The sequence below is a fragment of the Salinisphaera sp. SWV1 genome, from assembly GCF_052044155.1.
In the GTDB taxonomy this organism is placed as follows: Bacteria; Pseudomonadota; Gammaproteobacteria; order Nevskiales; family Salinisphaeraceae; genus Salinisphaera.
The window spans coordinates 134,145-150,673 of record NZ_JBQDYE010000005.1 but is presented as its reverse complement, the minus strand read 5'-3'; the positions used below and the strand labels follow the sequence as shown (position 1 = coordinate 150,673).

16 protein-coding genes are annotated in these 16,529 nt (G+C 65.2%); 7 read left to right on the top strand and 9 right to left on the bottom strand.

Features of this window, described 5'->3' with window-relative positions:
* Window positions 1-291 precede the first annotated feature (291 nt).
* Complete coding sequence (locus ACS8YF_RS04125; protein ID WP_440848949.1) at window positions 292-1,464, bottom strand: TauD/TfdA family dioxygenase; 1,173 nt, start codon at window positions 1,462-1,464, stop codon at window positions 292-294.
* A gap of 221 nt (window positions 1,465-1,685) precedes the next feature.
* On the opposite strand from ACS8YF_RS04125, the gene ACS8YF_RS04120 reads away from it, so the two are divergent.
* On the top strand, window positions 1,686-2,549 hold the full coding sequence (locus tag ACS8YF_RS04120; protein WP_440848948.1) for a LysR substrate-binding domain-containing protein: 864 nt from the start codon (window positions 1,686-1,688) through the stop codon (window positions 2,547-2,549).
* 113 nt (window positions 2,550-2,662) lie between these two features.
* Here the strand turns inward: ACS8YF_RS04120 and ACS8YF_RS04115 are convergent, their stop codons facing one another.
* Window positions 2,663-3,007 (bottom strand): DMT family transporter, encoded by a 345-nt coding sequence (locus ACS8YF_RS04115; protein WP_440848947.1) that lies wholly within the window; start codon window positions 3,005-3,007, stop codon window positions 2,663-2,665.
* A gap of 180 nt (window positions 3,008-3,187) precedes the next feature.
* On the opposite strand from ACS8YF_RS04115, the gene ACS8YF_RS04110 reads away from it, so the two are divergent.
* The 4 genes from ACS8YF_RS04110 to ACS8YF_RS04095 all read left to right on the top strand — a co-directional run bounded on the left by ACS8YF_RS04110 (window position 3,188) and on the right by ACS8YF_RS04095 (window position 6,557).
* Window positions 3,188-3,523, top strand: a complete 336-nt coding sequence (locus tag ACS8YF_RS04110; RefSeq protein WP_440848946.1) for a PepSY domain-containing protein — start codon at window positions 3,188-3,190, stop codon at window positions 3,521-3,523.
* Between the two features lie 214 nt (window positions 3,524-3,737).
* Entirely contained in the window at window positions 3,738-4,517 is a 780-nt protein-coding gene (locus tag ACS8YF_RS04105) for a COG4705 family protein (protein ID WP_440848945.1), read from the top strand.
* Between the two features lie 46 nt (window positions 4,518-4,563).
* Window positions 4,564-5,229, top strand: a complete 666-nt coding sequence (locus ACS8YF_RS04100) for a response regulator (RefSeq protein ID WP_440848944.1) — start codon at window positions 4,564-4,566, stop codon at window positions 5,227-5,229.
* The gene (locus tag ACS8YF_RS04095; RefSeq protein ID WP_440848943.1) at window positions 5,205-6,557 is read left to right on the top strand and encodes a sensor histidine kinase; all 1,353 of its coding nucleotides are present in this window, start codon (window positions 5,205-5,207) and stop codon (window positions 6,555-6,557) included. Before ACS8YF_RS04100 ends, ACS8YF_RS04095 begins: the two co-directional genes overlap by 25 nt.
* A gap of 92 nt (window positions 6,558-6,649) precedes the next feature.
* Here the strand turns inward: ACS8YF_RS04095 and ACS8YF_RS04090 are convergent, their stop codons facing one another.
* From ACS8YF_RS04090 to ACS8YF_RS04080, 3 genes are all read right to left on the bottom strand, one after another.
* Window positions 6,650-6,787, bottom strand: coding sequence for a hypothetical protein (locus ACS8YF_RS04090; RefSeq protein WP_440848942.1), 138 nt, complete (start codon window positions 6,785-6,787; stop codon window positions 6,650-6,652).
* Between the two features lie 160 nt (window positions 6,788-6,947).
* Window positions 6,948-7,232: a HigA family addiction module antitoxin gene (locus tag ACS8YF_RS04085; protein WP_440848956.1), complete on the bottom strand. Its 285-nt coding sequence runs from the start codon at window positions 7,230-7,232 to the stop codon at window positions 6,948-6,950.
* A 17-nt stretch (window positions 7,233-7,249) separates the two neighbouring features.
* The gene (locus ACS8YF_RS04080) at window positions 7,250-7,528 is read right to left on the bottom strand and encodes a type II toxin-antitoxin system RelE/ParE family toxin (RefSeq protein ID WP_440848955.1); all 279 of its coding nucleotides are present in this window, start codon (window positions 7,526-7,528) and stop codon (window positions 7,250-7,252) included.
* Between the two features lie 125 nt (window positions 7,529-7,653).
* On the opposite strand from ACS8YF_RS04080, the gene ACS8YF_RS04075 reads away from it, so the two are divergent.
* A complete protein-coding gene (locus ACS8YF_RS04075; protein WP_440848941.1) occupies window positions 7,654-8,112 on the top strand; it encodes an antitoxin Xre/MbcA/ParS toxin-binding domain-containing protein in 459 nt (152 codons plus the stop codon).
* Window positions 8,112-8,411, top strand: a complete 300-nt coding sequence (locus tag ACS8YF_RS04070) for an RES family NAD+ phosphorylase (RefSeq protein ID WP_440848940.1) — start codon at window positions 8,112-8,114, stop codon at window positions 8,409-8,411. Before ACS8YF_RS04075 ends, ACS8YF_RS04070 begins: the two co-directional genes overlap by 1 nt.
* Window positions 8,412-8,842: 431 nt before the next feature.
* Here ACS8YF_RS04070 and glmS read toward each other — a convergent pair whose 3' ends face one another.
* From glmS to ACS8YF_RS04050, 4 genes are read right to left on the bottom strand one after another with little or no spacing between them, the layout of a single operon-like run.
* Window positions 8,843-10,669, bottom strand: coding sequence for a glutamine--fructose-6-phosphate transaminase (isomerizing) (gene glmS / locus ACS8YF_RS04065; RefSeq protein ID WP_440848939.1), 1,827 nt, complete (start codon window positions 10,667-10,669; stop codon window positions 8,843-8,845).
* A gap of 25 nt (window positions 10,670-10,694) precedes the next feature.
* Entirely contained in the window at window positions 10,695-12,074 is a 1,380-nt protein-coding gene (glmU, locus tag ACS8YF_RS04060; RefSeq protein WP_440848954.1) for a bifunctional UDP-N-acetylglucosamine diphosphorylase/glucosamine-1-phosphate N-acetyltransferase GlmU, read from the bottom strand.
* Window positions 12,075-12,106: 32 nt separating this feature from the next.
* Window positions 12,107-14,575, bottom strand: coding sequence for a glucans biosynthesis glucosyltransferase MdoH (gene mdoH / locus ACS8YF_RS04055; RefSeq protein ID WP_440848938.1), 2,469 nt, complete (start codon window positions 14,573-14,575; stop codon window positions 12,107-12,109).
* The gene (locus ACS8YF_RS04050; RefSeq protein ID WP_440848937.1) at window positions 14,572-16,362 is read right to left on the bottom strand and encodes a glucan biosynthesis protein; all 1,791 of its coding nucleotides are present in this window, start codon (window positions 16,360-16,362) and stop codon (window positions 14,572-14,574) included. The genes mdoH and ACS8YF_RS04050 overlap by 4 nt, the downstream gene beginning before the upstream one ends.
* Window positions 16,363-16,529 lie beyond the last annotated feature (167 nt).

The window sequence follows — 16,529 nt, the reverse complement described above, 5'->3', positions numbered from 1 at the left end:
GTCGCAACGCCGTGTGATGCAAAACCGCGCCGGGCGCCGGCCAGGCCGGCCGCGAGGCCCTTGAGTATTCGGCGGCGGCCGCGGCGGTCAGTACGCGTCATGATTCATCGATGCGTTGCGCTCAAGCGGGATCGCGCAACCAATTACGTCGATCGCGCTCATGCGGAGGCAGTACGCGGCTGATTCTGGCGACGGCCGACCACGAGAGCAAGGCGCGACTTGTGCGAATCGATGGATCAAAAACCCGGCCCGGTCCCGGGCCGGGTTGGCCGCAGCGGAGGCAGCCGCCGCTCAGCGCGCCAGTACACGCAGTTTCGATTCGACCATGTCGTAATCGAGATAGCAGCCCTGCAGATGACGTTTGCCGATGTTGGGGTTGAACTCGCCGCGGCCGTGCAGCACGCGCCGGTTGTCGAAGGCGATCATCTGGCCCGGGGCCAGCTCGAAGTCGGCGCGATAGCGCGGCGCCCGCAGGCGGGCCCAGAAGTCGCAGTAGGCGGCGTACCAGGCCTCGATCCGGTCCGGGGCGATGTCGATGGCGTCGCGAATCCAGTTGTTGAAGCGGATCTCGCGCAGTTCGCCGCGGTCGTCGACGCGGATGATCGGCTCGCGCACGGCGATGTCGTGATCGTCGTCCTGGAAACGCAGATCGATGGGCGTCTCGGCCAGCATCGCGAAGTGCCGCGGCGCTTCCTGGCGCATGGCCTCGGCCACCGCGAAGCCATCCGCAAAAGTCGAGGCACCGCCTTCCGCGTCGTTCTCCAGGCAATACAACAACTGGATATCCGGCGGATGGCGCCAGTTCGGCAGATCGGTATGCAGTTCCAGCTCGATCGCCGTGTAGGCGGCATTGTTCGGGTTCGGCTTGGACTGCACGTCGAAGCGGGCGCCGAAGTTGGTCGCCCGCATCGGGCCGATGGATTCGGCGATGCGCACGACTTCGTCGAGCTCGGTCGGGCCATTATCGAGCAGCACTAGGCCATCGCGAATCAGCGCTTCGAGCCAGCGCCGTTGGCCATCGTTGCCGGCGGTGAAATCGCCGTGGGCCACATGCGCCGGCAGGAAGCCCTCACGCCAGGCACGGGCTGCCGGGACGGCCGGCTGGAAGCGATGCTGGCCCGGCCGGCGCTGATGCAGCCAGACGCTGTCGAAACGGCTTTCGTGGCCGTCCGGCCAGGCGAGAGCCAGCACGCCGTGGTCGAGCGAGACATCCGGCACGCCGACTTCGGCGTCGATGATCTTGAACAAGCGCTCGCGCGAGGTGGCATGGCGGCAGGCGTCGCAGGGACAGTGATCGCGCAGCCAGATCGGCGGCAACGCGGTCTCGGCGCCGTCATCCCAGGCCAGCGCCACACGCGGCGAACCAGCGCCCTTGGTGAGCGCGGCCGAAACCAGCGCGGGGCCGTCGCTGTAATCGGCCAGTTCCTTCATGTCGACGCGTTCTCGATCGATCACGGACGCCATATCCATCCTCGTCTTGATGCGAGCGAGTACCGGTTGATTCGAGCGAATACCGGGCTCGCGAAATCCTGGCGCCCAGAATGAACCGGCGCCATGATCCCGACAAACGATGAATCCAGCCCCGAAGCCTTAGCGGAGCTAAGTCATTTAGGGCATCATGGCCGCATGAATCAGGGTAATCAATCGATCACGCCCGCGCCGGTGCGGCGACGAGACGTGCGCTGATGGCCCGCCTGCCCCCGGTAGCCTGGCTGCAGGCCTTCGAGGCCGCCGGGCGTACGCTCAGCTTCACCCGGGCCGGCGAGGAACTGGCCGTCACCCAGTCGGCCATCAGCCAGCGTATCCGCCTGCTGGAAGCGCGCCTCGGCCAGGAATTGTTCATCCGCCATCCGCGCTCGCTTACGCTCACCGAGGCCGGGCGGGCGTGGCTGCCGAGTGTGCAGGACGCCTTCGACCGGCTCGCCCACGGCACGGCCGAGGTCTTCGGGCCCGAACCGGACGCGCCGGTCACCATCCGCGCCACACCGGCGATCCAGCAGTTCTGGCTGGCACCGCGCCTGCAAAGCTTTCATCGCCAGCAACCCGAAACGCCGCTGCGCGTGGTGACGGGCGTGTGGGCGGACGACTTCATCGGCGAGGACGTGGACCTGGAAATCCGCTACGGCGCCGGCGACTGGCCACACCTGGTACAACAATCGTTGGGCACGGATGCCTTGACGCCGGTCTGTGCGCCGACGCTCGCCGCGACGCTCACCGCGCCATCGGCTCTGGCCGGTCATACCCTGCTGCATACGGCGGGCTTCACCGTCGGCTGGCCGGACTGGCTGGATGCCGCGGGCCTGCCGGAGATGCCGGCCCGGCATCTGTGGTGCGACACCCAGAGCATGACGCTGCGACTCGCGGCCCAGGGCTGCGGCATTGCACTCGCCCACCGCGGCCTGGTCGGCGACCCGCAGATGCTGGTGGCGCCATTCGAGCTGGCCTGCCCGGCCCGTCAGCAATTCATGCTGACCCGGCCCGAGCGGCGATCGCTACGCCCCCCGGCCGAGCGGTTCTGGAATCATCTGCTGGCCTCGATCGATTATTAATCCGGCATCAAAACAGCTGACTTCATCAGCTGTTTTCAAAGGCTTCGCGGCCAATGGCCGCGGCAAGGGGCGGGCGGCATGGCGGCGCCACATTCGGCATCGGCGCTCAGGGCCTAATGCGTCGCCGCCGTCGACCAGCCATTGATGATCACCACACCGGCCAGGATCAGAAATATTCCGATACCGGCCGCCGCATCGATCGGTTGCTTGAGCACCATGCTCCCCACGAGCGTGGTCAGCACGATCCCCAGCCCACCCCAGAGCGCGTAGGCGATGGCCAGCGGAATGGTCTTGAGTACCAGGGTGAGCAGATAAAAGGACAGCGCGTAGGACACGGCCATGCCCAGCGTCGGCAACAGCCGCGTGAACTGTTCCGACCGGGCGAGCATGGTGGTGCCGAAGATCTCGGCGATAATGGCAACGAACAACAAACCGTAGGCGATCAAGAGTGAGCGCATGCGAGTGGATACAGCGAGGCGGCTGCACCGAACCTACCATGTGGCCGGCCTCGGCCAGACGCTGCCCGCCGCGCGCAAGCGGATGGCACGGGCTCGGGCGTCGGCTAAGTCTGTTCTAAGTCTGGAACCCTAGGCTTTGTCCCGGCGCCAGTACCGGCGTCGCCACGACGGAGAAAGATCATGCCAAGAGTCCGCACCCTGACCGCCCTGGCGGTCACGCTTGCCACCATCGCCGCGACGGCGGCCTATGCCTCGGCCGGCAACGAAAACGATGCCACGGCGGTTGCCAACGCCAGGGTCTCGCTGTCCCAGGCCGTACAGACCGCCGAGCAACATGTCCACGGCCGCGCATCGAAGGCGGAATACGAACATACGCGCGAGGGCTGGGCCTACGACGTGGAAGTCGTCAATGGCCAGAAAGTATTCGACGTGAAGGTCGATGCCCGGGATGGCTCGGTGCTGGCCTCGACCACCGATCGCACGGATCACGATGACCAGGGCGATGAAACCGACTGACGTTCGCATTGCCGCTGCCGGCCCGGGTGCCGGCAGCGGCAATCGACACGCACCGCCGTTCGGCAACCGGCCGGCCGCGACGGGGCGACGCCGGCCCATGATCGTCGTGCATGAGGGGGCGTCAAGCCGAACCCATGTCCCGAAACGCCGCGTGCCGGGCCGGCCTGCTCACCGGCCGGTTCGTGCACGCTCGACCACACAAGGAGCCTGAATTGTGAACGACTGGACCGCCACAAGAAGCCGCGGTGCCGATATTGCCAGCAAAGTCGCCGAGGTCACGCTGCTGTTCTGGATCCTGAAGATCATTGCGACCACGCTGGGCGAGACCGCCGGCGATGCGCTTTCAATGACCCTCGGGCTGGGGTATGTCACGGCGTTGATCGTCACGGGCGTATTCCTGGTGGCCGTGCTGTCTGCCCAGATCAGCGCCCAACGCTATCGCGTTGCGCTGTTCTGGCTCGCCATCGTGGCCACCACGACCATGGGCACCGAAGTCTCGGACATGATGGACCGCACGCTCGGCCTGGGCTATGTGTGGGGCTCGATCCTGCTGGTCGCGGGTCTGCTGGCCACGCTGGCGGTCTGGTACTACCGTAAACGCGATTTGAGTATTCACCGCATTGTCCGGACGGACACAGAAGTCATGTTCTGGATCGCGGTCATTTTCTCCAACAGCCTGGGTACCGCGTTCGGCGATGCCTTGGTCGATGTCGTCGGCCTGAGCTATATTCAGGGGGCGCTGGTGACCGTCGGCGTGATCGGCGTGGTCCTGGCATTGCACTATGCGACGCGGGTCAACGCGATCTTTCTGTTCTGGATCGCATTCATATTTACACGGCCGTTTGGCGCCACGTTCGGCGACTTTCTCACCAAATCGGTCTCCCAGGGCGGGCTGGAACTGGGCCGTCTCCAGGCATCGGCGGTGGCCCTGGTGCTGATGTCGGCGCTGCTGCTCTTAGCCGGTCGCCCATGGCGCCCGAGACGCCTGGCTTGACGCCGGCCGTGCCGGCACCGTGGGCATGGGGTGGATCGAAGTCCGTATGCGCGTACTACTGATTGAAGACGATGCCATGATCGGGGCCGCCGTCGAGGAAGCACTCAAGACGGCCGCCTACGCGGTGGACTGGGTCCGGGATGGCCACTGGGCCACCCTCGCCGCTGAATCCGAGCCCTACGCCCTGATCCTGCTCGACCTGGGGCTGCCGCGCCGCGACGGCCTGAAGGTGCTGGCCGATATTCGCCGCGCGGGCAACGCGACACCGGTCCTGATCCTGACGGCGCGGGATGACGTGGATGATCGCATCCGCGGTCTCGACCGGGGCGCCGATGACTATCTGACCAAACCGTTTGCCATGAGCGAACTGCTGGCACGCATGCGCGCGGTGCTGCGCCGGCGGACCCCGCAGGCCGACCCCGTACTGCGCAGCGCGACGTTGGCGCTGGACCCGACCACGCGCATTGCGAGCGTGGCCGACGGGCCCGAGGTGCGGCTGTCGCGGCGGGAGTTTGCGCTGCTTGAGGCGCTCATGGCGCACCCGGGCGCGATTCTGTCGCGCGCCCAACTGGAAGAACGCATCTACGGCTGGGGCGAAGAAGTCGAAAGCAACGCGGTCGAGTTCCTTCTGCACGCGCTGCGCAAGAAACTCGGTGGTGGTCATATCAAGAACGTCCGAGGCGTGGGATGGATGGTTTCCAAACCCGATTGAGACACTCCCTGCGCCTGCGGCTATCGTTCTGGCTATTACTCGCGATTATCGCGGTTGCCCTGGTCGGCAGCGCCATATCGTTCGCACTGATCTTCACGGAAGCGAACGAAATGCAGGACACCATGCTGCGTCAGACCGCCGCGCTGTTCGATACCGAGCACCCGCCGGCAGCGCCGAACTCACGGGTCGCGTCTCGCCCCGATACCGACCCCGAGGCGCGATTGAGAGTCGCCGTGCTGCCCCCGCGCAACGAGCGCGGCCACCCCGGCGCCCGGTCGGCGGGTTTTCCGCCGGATCTGGTGGACGGGCTGCAGACGCGCACCATCCACGGCCAGACCTACCGCATATTCGTGACCGGAATGGGTTCTTCCAAGCGGATTGCGGTCGCCCAACAGACGGCCATTCGCGACGAAACCGCCGGCTATAGCGCGCTGCTCGGGCTGTTGCCCTTCCTGATTCTGGTGCCGGTGCTTTTGCTGGTCGTGGCCGGGCTGGTACGACGGATCTTCGCCCCGGTCATGGCCTCCGCCGCCGAAGTCGACCAGCGGCGCGAACGCGATCTGCAGCCACTGGCCACCACAGGCTTGCCGGAGGAAATCCGCCCGTTCGTGACCGCCATCAACCGGCTGCTGACACGCGTCGGCGATTCGATGGCGATGCAGCAGCGATTCATCGCCGCGGCCGCCCATGAACTGCGGTCGCCGCTGACCGCATTATCCTTGCAGGCCGAGCACCTCGACAGCGCCGGGATGGACGAAAACGCCCGGCAGCGCGTACGAACCCTGCGCCACGGCATCGACCGCAATCGCGCGCTGCTCGACCAACTGCTGACCTATGCGCGCGCGCAAAGCGCGCCGCCCATGCCGGAAACCGTCGTCTCCGCACACGACCTGTTCCGCCGCATACTCGCCGACCTGATGCCGCTCGCCGAAACCAAGGGCATCGACATCGGCGTCAATGGCACCGATATCCAGGTCGCCACCGCCGAGATCGAACTGACCACCGCCCTGCGGAACCTCGTGGCGAACGCCATTCACTACACGCCGCCCCACGGGATCATCGATCTTCAGGCGGCGCCAACGCCGGACGGCGTGACGATCACGGTCGAGGACAGCGGCCCAGGCCTCGCCCCTGCCGAACGCGAGCGCGTATTCGAACCGTTTTATCGCGGCCTGGGTACCGATGTGGTGGGCTCGGGACTCGGCCTGTCCATCGTCAAGACATTGATCGAACGGATCGGCGGTCGAATCGAGCTGAGCGAGGCCACACGTTTTGCCACCGGCCTGCGCGCCACGATCACATTGCGGCACAGGCCCGCACTGCAATGAGCGCAAAAAACCGGATGCGACGGTGTAAACCAAACCAGACGCCCTGTCCACGGCCGGCAGCGGGCTGAAAGGGGCCGACTGACGGTCTCTGTTCAGATGCCGCACTCGCGCGCCTGGGCACGTTTGAGCCACAGCACCACCGTCAGCAACGCGACTTGCCAAAGCGCGAGTGCGGTCACGACGAACTCAAGCACGGGATCGCGGACCAGAAAGATAAAAAGCGCGGCCATGAGCACGCCAATGCCCCATTGAAGACGAAGGAACCCCGTGGCGGCATACCGAGCCTACAGGCGACACGATTTTCGCCAAGTGAACGGGCGCCCGCCATGTCGCTTTTAGCCGACCTTAAGGGCGAACTGAGATTGCGCGGATATTGAGCGCGCGGGCAATTTACGCCGCGCCCTGCAAGGGTCGTACCGTGGGCTGGCGCCGCTGGCTAGCCTGAGCCAACTCATAATTCGCCTGCAGCGTCATCCAGAAACGGGCGGTGCTGACGCCCGCCATTTCCAGCCGGACCGCCAGATCCGGGCTGATGCCGGCCCGTCCATTGATAACCCGGGACAGCGTTGTACGCGACATACCAAGCCGCTCGGCGGCATCGGTGACTTCGATCCCGAGCTCGGCCAGCACGTCCTCGCGTAGGATCTCGCCCGGATGGGGAGAGTTATGCATCATCATGGCTGCGACCTCGCTTAATGATAGTCCTGATAATCGACCAGCTCGACATCCGGACCGATAAACCGGAATGTAACAAGCCAGTTGCCATTGGCCCGGATCGACCAATAATCCTTCAGCCGCCCTTTGAGGGGATGCAGCCTATAGCCAGGCTGATTCAGTTCGGCCGGCGTGGCAGCGGCATCAAGGGCCGCTAGTATGCGGCGAAGCTTGGGCGCCTGCGCCGCCTGAACGCCACGGGTCGAGCCGGTCCGGTAGAGGGCTTCCAGCCCCTTGTGACGGAACCCGATGATCATGGCCAGAGTGTCGCGCGACGCGATACACGGCACAACGCTCAACGCGCCCACCTCCGCTTCTCGACGGCCGAATTACGACCTCGTGTACTTATAACGACGAAGTCGTCAACATGAGGTGCGGGATGATGAGTGACGTTACGCAGGAACGGCGTCGATACGAGCGGATCATCGCCTTCCTGGGCGGCCCGCGCGTGGTCAACGTGCCGGCTATCGATAGTCCGAAAGCTCTGGTGAGCTTGCTGCGCCGAGGACTGCCGGTGGATAGCGCCGTCTTTGCCCGCGATCACGTGGGTCTGACGCCTGTCGTATTCGACCGCGTGCTGCCCCGCACGACGATCGCGTCGGCGCAGAAAAGCGTGTCGAGAACACTGTCCAAGGCGGTGTCCGAGAATCTGTTTCGGCTGTCGCGCCTGACGGCCATCGCCGAGGAGGCGTTCGCGGACCGGGAGCGCGCTCACCGCTGGCTCACCGAGCCAAACCCCGTGTTCGATAACGAAGCGCCCGCTGAGCTCGCCGACACGGAAGCCGGGGCCGAGTGGGTCGAAAGCGTGCTGATGCGCATGATGTATGGCATAGACGCCTAATGCGGGCGCTGCCTGACGGCTATCGATACGTTTATCGTGTCGCGGCACGCCAATATGCGCGTGATCTGAGCGGTGAAGGCGCCCGACTCTTTGGGGGACGTTGGACCCCGCCGGGTTATCCGGCGATCTATACGGCGGAGCACCCGGCTCTGGCCGGTTTCGAGAAACTGGTGAACGCGGGTGTGGGCGTTAAAAATAGCCCACCGGGGTATCGGTTGGTTGTTTTCTCCATGCCCAGCGACAGCGTTGATCGCATTCAGCGCCAGCCCAATGACTGTATCGCGGTGGGCAAAGCATGACTCGACGCCAATGAATACCTGGCGCTCGAGGTGCCGTCCGTAGTCGCGCCGTATGCGACCAACGTGATCATCAATCCACGGCACCGGCTAGCCCAGGCGATTACCATCGTTGATGAGGCAGCCTTCCCTTTCGATTCGCGGCTTTGACCACGTGAACCGGCCGGCCGCGTCTACATCGGGATTGCCATGGACTACTCCCGCTTCGGTTGAATCGGGTCTCGGATCCTAGTTCCGTCGGGCATAGCGATTCCGGGCAGGCAAGCGGCCACCTTGTTGAGCGCCTCGGCGATCGGCCCGCTCACCTCATCCAGCACATTCGCTAGAAAGAAATTTTCCGGGAAATTAAACCTCTATTTAATTCAAAACCTTAAGATGCGAATTTGCGACAGACTTTATTGTTTCTTTTCAAACCCCTCCAAAATGACTCGACGCTACTCAACGGTTACGCTTTTTGCCAAATTACGGGGCTGATCCACATCCGTGCCCTTGGCGACAGCGACGTGGTAGGCGAGTAGCTGCAGCGGTATGGTGTAGGCGATCGGGGCGAGGATGTGCGGTACGTGGGGCATGTCGAGCACGGTGATGCCGGGCTCGGTATCGAGGCCGGAATTCTCGTCGGCGAAGACATACAGCTTGCCGCCGCGGGCCCGGACTTCCTGCAGGTTGGATTTGACCTTCTCCAGCCATTCGTTGTTCGGTGCCACGGCCACGACCGGCATATCTTCGTCGACCAGGGCCAGCGGCCCGTGCTTGAGTTCGCCCGCGGCGTAGGCTTCCGCGTGGAGATAGGAGATTTCCTTGAGCTTGAGCGCGCCTTCCATGGCGATCGGGTACATCGGACCGCGGCCGAGGAACAGGGCGTGTTGCTTGTCGACGAACTGTTCGGCCAGGTGGCTGATCGCGGTGTCGAGTTCGAGCACGCGTGTGACCGCGGCTTCCACGCCGCGAATGTCCTCGACCATGGCCTTCGCCCGCTCCGGGCCGCGCCCGAGCAGGCCGGTGAGCATGCGCAGGCACATGAGTTGGGTGGTGAAGGCCTTGGTGGAGGCCACCCCGATCTCGGGCCCGGCGCGCGTCATCATGACCAGGTCGGACTCGCGTGTCATCGAGGTTTCGGGCTTGTTGCAGATCGCCAGCGTGGTGAGATAGCCGGCGTCGGCGCCGAGGCTCTTGGCGTAGCGCAGCGCGGCGAGGGTGTCGGCTGTTTCGCCCGACTGGCTGAGGGTGATGAACAGGCAGTTTTTCGGCACCACCGGGTCGCGATAGCGATATTCGCTGGCCAGCTCGACGCTGCAGGGAATACGCGCCTCCGCCTCGATCCAGTAGCGGGCGACCATGCCGGCATGGCTGCTGGTGCCGCAGGCCACGATATGGACGGCCTCGACTCGGGCGAACAGGCTTTCGGCCTCGGGGCCGATACTGGAGGCCAGCACGCCGTCGTCGGAAAGTCGGCCCTGCCAGGTTTCGGCCAGGGCGCGCGGCTGCTCGTGGATTTCCTTGAGCATGAAGTGCCGGTAGCCGCCCTTTTCGGTGGATTCGACCGAGAGCCCGGATTCCTGCACCGGCCGATCGAGTCTCTGGCCCTCGGCATCGGTGACTTCGAAATCGGCGGGCGTCAGCGTCACGACATCGCCTTCCTCGAGGTAGACGAAGCGGCGCGTGACCGGCAGCAAGGCGGCCACGTCGGATGCCACGAAATGCTCGCCGATCCCCACGCCGAGCACGAGCGGCGAACCGCGACGGGTCGCGACGAGCGTGTCCGGATCGCCGATGGCGACCACGGCGAGGGCGTAGGCGCCGTGCAGCTCGGCCACGGCGCGCCGCACCGCCTCGGTCAGCGTGGCGGAGGTCTCGCGATAGCTGTCGATGAGATGGGCGACGACTTCGGTGTCGGTTTCCGACTCGAAGCGATAGCCGGCGTCGCGCAGACGCGCGCGCAGCGCCTCGTGGTTCTCGATGATGCCGTTGTGCACCACCGCGACCCGATCGTTGGACACATGCGGGTGGGCGTTGATCTCGTTGACGCCGCCGTGGGTCGCCCAGCGCGTGTGGGCGATACCGAGCATGCCGGGGTTATGCTCGCCCAGCCGCTGGGCCAACGCGGCGACCTTGCCAACCGCGCGGGTGCGCTCGATGCGGCCGTTGTCGACCAGCGCCATGCCGGCCGAATCGTAGCCGCGATATTCGAGCCGGTGAAGCCCTTCGAGCAGGATGGGCGCGACGTCGCGCTGCGCACTGGCTCCCACGATTCCGCACATAGCTGTCTCCTGATACGCCTCTGGGCTACTGATGACCCGGCGTGTGTTTCTTCGGCCGCTGCCAGCCGTCGAGGGTGGTCTGGCGGGCGCGTCCGACCGTGAGCTTGTCGGCCGGGGCGTTGCGGGTCAGCGTGGTGCCGGCGCCGACGGTCGCGCCGCGCTCCACCGTGACCGGGGCGATCAGCTGGCAGTCGGAGCCGATGAAGGCGCCGTCGCCGATCCGGGTGACATGCTTGTTCGCGCCATCGTAGTTACAGGTGATCACCCCGGCGCCGATGTTGACGTCGCGGCCCACCCGGGTATCGCCGACGTAGCTCAGGTGGTTGATCTTGCTGCCTTCGCCGACGTCGGTTTTCTTTGTTTCAACGAAATTGCCGATCTTGGCGCGATCGGCCACCCGCGTGTCCGGCCGCAGCCGGGCGAACGGGCCGATCTGGCAGCGGGCGCCGATCGCCGCATGCTCGATCACGGTATGCGAAGCGATCTGGGTGTGATCCTCGATCGTGCAGTGCCGCAGCACGCAGTTGGGGCCGATGGTCACCCCTTCGCCGAGGACCACGTCACCTTCGATTACGACATTGACGTCGATAGTGGTATCGCGCCCGGCGCGCAGACTGCCGCGCAGGTCGAACCGGTCGGGATCGCGCAGCGTGAGCCCCTGGGCCATCAGCGTCTCGGCCTGGCGCCGTTGGTACAGGCGCTCGGCTCGCGCGAGATCTAGCTTGTTGTTGATGCCTTGCGTCTCGGCCGCAGTACCGGCCTGGCCGGCCACCACGGCGACACCGTCCACGGCCGCCAGACCGATGCAGTCGGTCAGATAGTATTCGCCCTGCGCATTGCGGTTGGTCAGCCGCGCCAGCCAGTCGCGCAGGTGGCGCGCCTGGGCACACAGCAGGCCGGTGTTGGTCTCGTGGATATGCTTCTGCTCGCGGGTGGCGTCCTTGTCCTCGACGATGCCGATCACGCGGTTGTCGTCGTTGCGCAGCACGCGCCCGTAACCGGCCGGGTTGTCGAGCACCACGGTCAACAACGCCAGCTTGTCCTCGCCCGCGGCCGCGACCAGATGCGACAGGGTCGCGGCCCGTACCAGCGGCACGTCGCCATAGAGTACGAGCACACGCGCGTCGTCCGGGATGGCATCCATCGCCCGGGCCACGGCATGACCGGTGCCGAGCTGCTCGGCCTGGTGCACCCAATTGACGTCGAGATAGCCCAGTGCGGACTGCACGGCCTGGCCGCCGTGGCCATAGACGACATGGATCCGCGCCGGCTCGAGCGTCTGGGCCGCTTCGACCACGTGCTTGAGCAACGGCCGGTCGCCCAGCGGCTGCAGCACCTTGGGCAGGGCCGAATTCATGCGCTTACCCTGGCCGGCCGCCAGAATGACGATATGCAGACTCATGATGTGGTAATCCCCGAAGCGGCTCGCTGGCGCGACTATACCGCTGAAGCAGTGACCGACGTAAGCGCGGGCTGGCGCTGCAACCGCGCGACCACCCAGTCGGGCAGGGTCTCGGCGGTCCAGAGCGCGCGATGCAGCCAGTCGAGGCGCTGCGGGTCCGCGAGCAGATCCCGTTGCTCGCGCGCGTTCAGGCCATCCGGGCCGTCGTCCAGCGCGCGCTGGGCCAGTTCGTCGCGATAGCGCGCCACCTCCGGGTCCAGCCGCCGCGGGCTGCCCTGCAAGCCGACATGCAACGCCGCCAGACCGGGATCGACGACGACATCGGCGAAGTCCGCTGCCACGGCCTCGGCCTCGATCTCGATCACCCGGCGCAACTCGGTCGGGGGGTTCCATTCCTCGGGGATGAGTTGCAGCCCGTTGTTACGCATCCATACGCCGATATCCACGCGGGACGTGATCACGGTCACCACGGGGGCGAAGAACAGCGGCAACAGGATCGGCAGCAACCAGGGGAAAAAGCCCGGCGTGTAGATATACAGCACCGCCCCCCAGGCCGCCGCCAGCAGCATGCCCGGCAGATGAAACCGAAGGGCCGCCAGCCATGGCACCTGGGCATCCGCGCGCTGCTGGCTGTTCCATTTCACCTGCTTGCCGATCAGCGTCGTGAATACGAACAGCGTATGCGACAGCATGCGCACCGGGGCCAGCAGCGATGTGAGCACGATCTCGATCAGCGTGGAGCCGATCAGATTGCCGACGCCGCCGAAATCCTTCTGCTGGCGGCGCGCGATGATCATGGCCATACCCAGGATCTTGGGCAGGAACAACACCACCATCGTGGCGCAGAACAGGCTGACCGCCCAGATCGGCTGCCAGACCGGCCACGACGGGAACAAGGCACCGGGCGAGGGAAAGTAATCCGGCGTGGTGATCGCTTCAAGCACGGCCTCGGTCGAGGACAACACCAGGAACACGAACCAGATCGCCGCCGAGGTATAGGCCATCACCCCGTTGGCGAACAAGGCCCGGTGCGCCGGCGCGAGATTGTCCGAAAACAGCAGGCGCAGATGCTGAATATTGCCCTGGCACCAGCGCCGGTCGCGGCCCAGCTCGTCGATGAGCGTGGGCGGCACTTCCTCGTAGCTGCCGGGCAGATCGTAGGCAATGTACACGCCCCAGCCGGCCCGCCGCATGAGCGCGGCCTCGACGAAGTCGTGCGACAGGATCTCGCCGGACAGCGCCCCTCGGCCCGGCAAGCGCGGCAACGCGCAGTGCGCCATGAACGGGGCGATGCGGATGATCGCGTTGTGGCCCCAGTAGTGGGCGTTGTCCAGATGCCAGTAGTGCAGCCCGGCGGCGAACATCCGGCCGTACACGCGCGTGGCGAACTGCTGCACGCGCGCCAGGAAACTCGAGCGATTGACCGCGGTGGGCGGCGTCTGGATCAGACCCACGCTGGGGTTGGCCTGCATCCGGTCAACCATGGCCGTGAGCGTGGCGCCGACCATGAGCGAATCCGCGTCGAGCACGATCATGTAGCGGTAACGCCCGCCCCAGCGCCGGCAGAAATCGGCCAGGTTGCCGCTCTTGCGCTTCACGCGGGCCCGGCGCCGGCGATAGAACAGACGATCGAACGCGTCCAACGAGCGGCAGGTTTCCGCCCAGGTGCGCTCCTCGGCAGCGATCGTGTCCGGCTTGACCGAGTCGCTCAGCACGAAGAAATCGAACTCGCCCAACCGGCCGGTCGCCTTCAACGACTCGTAGATGGCCGCCAGCCCGGCGAACGTGCGCGCGACGTCCTCTTCGTAGATCGGCATCACGATTGCGGTGCGCGCATGGTCTGCGGCCGGTGCGGCGTCATCGGCCGAAATGAGATACTTGTCGCCCCGCCAGAGCACCAGAAAACCGGCCATGGCGGTCCAGAAACCGACCAGAATCCAGGCGAACAACAGTGCCGCCAGCGCCAGGATGACCGCTTCCAGCGGCGACCGGCCCTGATGCGGCAGCGTCGTGAGCATGTAGAAGGTGGCCCCCGCGGCCGGAAGCGCTACCAGAATGAACAGGAAGGCCTGGCGCAGGCGCACGATGTTGCGTAGCCGGCTGGGAACCGCCTTGGGCAGGCGCCGTCGGCGCTCCATGCTCGGCATGATGCGGCCGAGAAAACGCCATGGACGGCGATCCATGCTGGCCGGCGACATCGACCAACGACTCAGGCGCGGCATGGACGCACCGCGATAACCGCCCCCCCCGATCGCATGGCGCCGCTGCGCCAGCTGCGGGTATGCCGCTTCAATGCGGGCAGCCAGCTCGGCCTCCGCACCTTCGTCGCCATCGCCGGCCAGCGCCTCGTAGAGTCGTGCGATCGCCTCGGTGGTTGAGGCAGGGGCCGCCGCGGCGACCGCGGCGCGTAATTCGCTCCTGCGCGCCGACGCCAGGTTCAACCCGGATAGATAGGCGTCGACCCGGCCGAGCGGCGTATCGATAGCTTCGTTCGTACAACTCACGGCGTGGCCAGCAGGTAGCTCCAGGTCTCGGTCAGGCCGCCGCCGTTGGCGTCGGCCAGATAGGCCCGCAGTTCCAGCGGCTTATCGAGGGCACTGGTCGGCACCAGGAACGTAAGTCGCCAACCGCCGGTATGCGGATTACGCACAGCCTTGATGTTGTTGAGGGTGACATCGCGCGACGCATTGACCTTCGGCTGCACCGAGTTCGCGTCGGTCAGCTTGGAAAGTTCGCCGCCGACGAAATCGATCGCGACCCGCACCTGATTCTTCTGCTGGCCCGGCTTGACCGCAGCCATACCCACACGTGTGGCCACCGTATGGCCCAGCGAGTTGGGCACGGCCAGATCGCTCGACCACTTGATGTCATAGGCGAAGTGCAGCCGCTGGCCGGCCTTCACCGGGGCGGCCGGCACCCAGTACAACGAGATATTGTCGTTGACTTCGCTGTCCGACGGGATTTCCACCAGTTCGAGATGGCCCTTGCCCCAGTCGCCGTCGGGCGTCACCCAGGCGTTGGGGCGCTTCTCGTACTCGTAATTCAAGTCCTGGTAATGGTCGAACTTGCGATCCCGTTGCATGAGCCCGAAGCCGCGCACATCGTTGGCATCGAATTGATTCATCCACAGCTTCTGCGGATTGACCAGCGGGCGCCACAGCCACTCGCCGTTGGCCGACGAAATGACCATGCCATCGGAATCATGGGCCTCGGGACGATAGTCCTTGAGGCGCGCGAGGCTGTTCTCGCCCCAGGTAAACATGCTGGTCAGGGGGGCGATGCCGAGCTTGGCGATGTCCTTGCGGGTGAACAGCGTTTCCTCGACATGCGTATGCGTGGCCTTGCCCGGCGTGATGACGAACTTGTAGGCGCCGGTAACGCTCGGCGAATCCAGCAGCGCATACAGCGTCATCTGCTTGGACTTGGCGCCTGGATCGACCAGCCAGAACTGGGTGAAGTTCGGAAACTCCTCGCCCTTGTTGGTATTGCCGGTGTCGATGGCCAGGCCGCGCGCGGACAGCCCGTAATGCTCGTTCGCGCCGAGTGCGCGGAAGTAAGAGGCGCCAAGAAACGACACCACTTCGTCCATCTTGTTGGGATCGCCCAGTGCATGGAGCAGCTTGAAGCCGGCGTATCCCAGATCGTCGGGCACTTTTTTCTTCAGCGCGTCGCTGGGATAGTTGAAGTCGTTCTTGTCGAACTTGACCGCCCGGGTCTTGCCGTCCTTGATCACGTGAATCGTGACTGCGTGATCGTAGTACGAACCCGGGTGATAAAACATGACCTGGAACGGCAGTTTCTGATCGTGCCAGAGGGCATCGTCACGCTTGAAGGTAATCCTGGAGCGCTGGTCCGCGCTCAGGCTGGTCAGAAACTGCGGGACCTTGGCCGGCGCATGGTAGTCCTTCTTCGACAACGCCTTGGCGCGATCGATCAGCTGGTCGTAGGAAAACGGGGCGCTGTTGTCGCTCTCATCCGTCGATTTGTTCTGGCCGTGGTTCTGGCCGTTGTCGTTGGCACTCTGGTCCGACTTCTTTTGCTCGTTCTTTTTCTTGTTGCCGCTCGCCGCGCCGGCCTTGTCGGCCTTATCGCCATCGGGCTTGGCAGCAGTGTCGTTTTTCTGCGCGGACGCACCGGCCGACTTGCCCTGACTCGAGCCGGCGGCTTGACCCGTGTGAGCGGTCGAGGCATCAGCCGCGACCGCCAGCCCCGGCAGCACGAGTCCCGCACCCAGCAGCAGCACGCCGGCACAGCGTGCGATACGCCGAGTTTGGATCGAAAGAATGCGCATGAAGACGAAATCCTTTGCTATGACGCGACGCCTGCTAATCCAGGAGCGCGGCGCGGCCGATCGAGCGTCGTGCCGTGGCCGCAGCCAGCGGTGGGCGGCCTATGACACGCGAAACCCGATGACCGGAAAATGAACGCGACCACCCCCCAATGGCCGCTGACTGTCAT

Excerpts from the sequence above, each read along its gene's own strand:
- ACS8YF_RS04115 (WP_440848947.1), bottom strand. The coding sequence starts at position 3,007 with ATGCGCTCACTCTTGATCGCCTACGGTTTGTTGTTCGTTGCCATTATC.
- ACS8YF_RS04095 (WP_440848943.1), top strand. The coding sequence starts at position 5,205 with ATGGATGGTTTCCAAACCCGATTGAGACACTCCCTGCGCCTGCGGCTA.
- ACS8YF_RS04120 (WP_440848948.1), top strand. The coding sequence starts at position 1,686 with ATGGCCCGCCTGCCCCCGGTAGCCTGGCTGCAGGCCTTCGAGGCCGCC.
- ACS8YF_RS04070 (WP_440848940.1), top strand. The coding sequence starts at position 8,112 with ATGCGGGCGCTGCCTGACGGCTATCGATACGTTTATCGTGTCGCGGCA.
- ACS8YF_RS04110 (WP_440848946.1), top strand. The coding sequence starts at position 3,188 with ATGCCAAGAGTCCGCACCCTGACCGCCCTGGCGGTCACGCTTGCCACC.
- ACS8YF_RS04125 (WP_440848949.1), bottom strand. The coding sequence starts at position 1,464 with ATGGCGTCCGTGATCGATCGAGAACGCGTCGACATGAAGGAACTGGCC.
- ACS8YF_RS04085 (WP_440848956.1), bottom strand. The coding sequence starts at position 7,232 with ATGATGCATAACTCTCCCCATCCGGGCGAGATCCTACGCGAGGACGTG.
- ACS8YF_RS04050 (WP_440848937.1), bottom strand. The coding sequence starts at position 16,362 with ATGCGCATTCTTTCGATCCAAACTCGGCGTATCGCACGCTGTGCCGGC.
- ACS8YF_RS04075 (WP_440848941.1), top strand. The coding sequence starts at position 7,654 with ATGAGTGACGTTACGCAGGAACGGCGTCGATACGAGCGGATCATCGCC.
- ACS8YF_RS04100 (WP_440848944.1), top strand. The coding sequence starts at position 4,564 with ATGCGCGTACTACTGATTGAAGACGATGCCATGATCGGGGCCGCCGTC.
- ACS8YF_RS04080 (WP_440848955.1), bottom strand. The coding sequence starts at position 7,528 with ATGATCATCGGGTTCCGTCACAAGGGGCTGGAAGCCCTCTACCGGACC.
- ACS8YF_RS04090 (WP_440848942.1), bottom strand. The coding sequence starts at position 6,787 with ATGGCCGCGCTTTTTATCTTTCTGGTCCGCGATCCCGTGCTTGAGTTC.
- glmS (WP_440848939.1), bottom strand. The coding sequence starts at position 10,669 with ATGTGCGGAATCGTGGGAGCCAGTGCGCAGCGCGACGTCGCGCCCATC.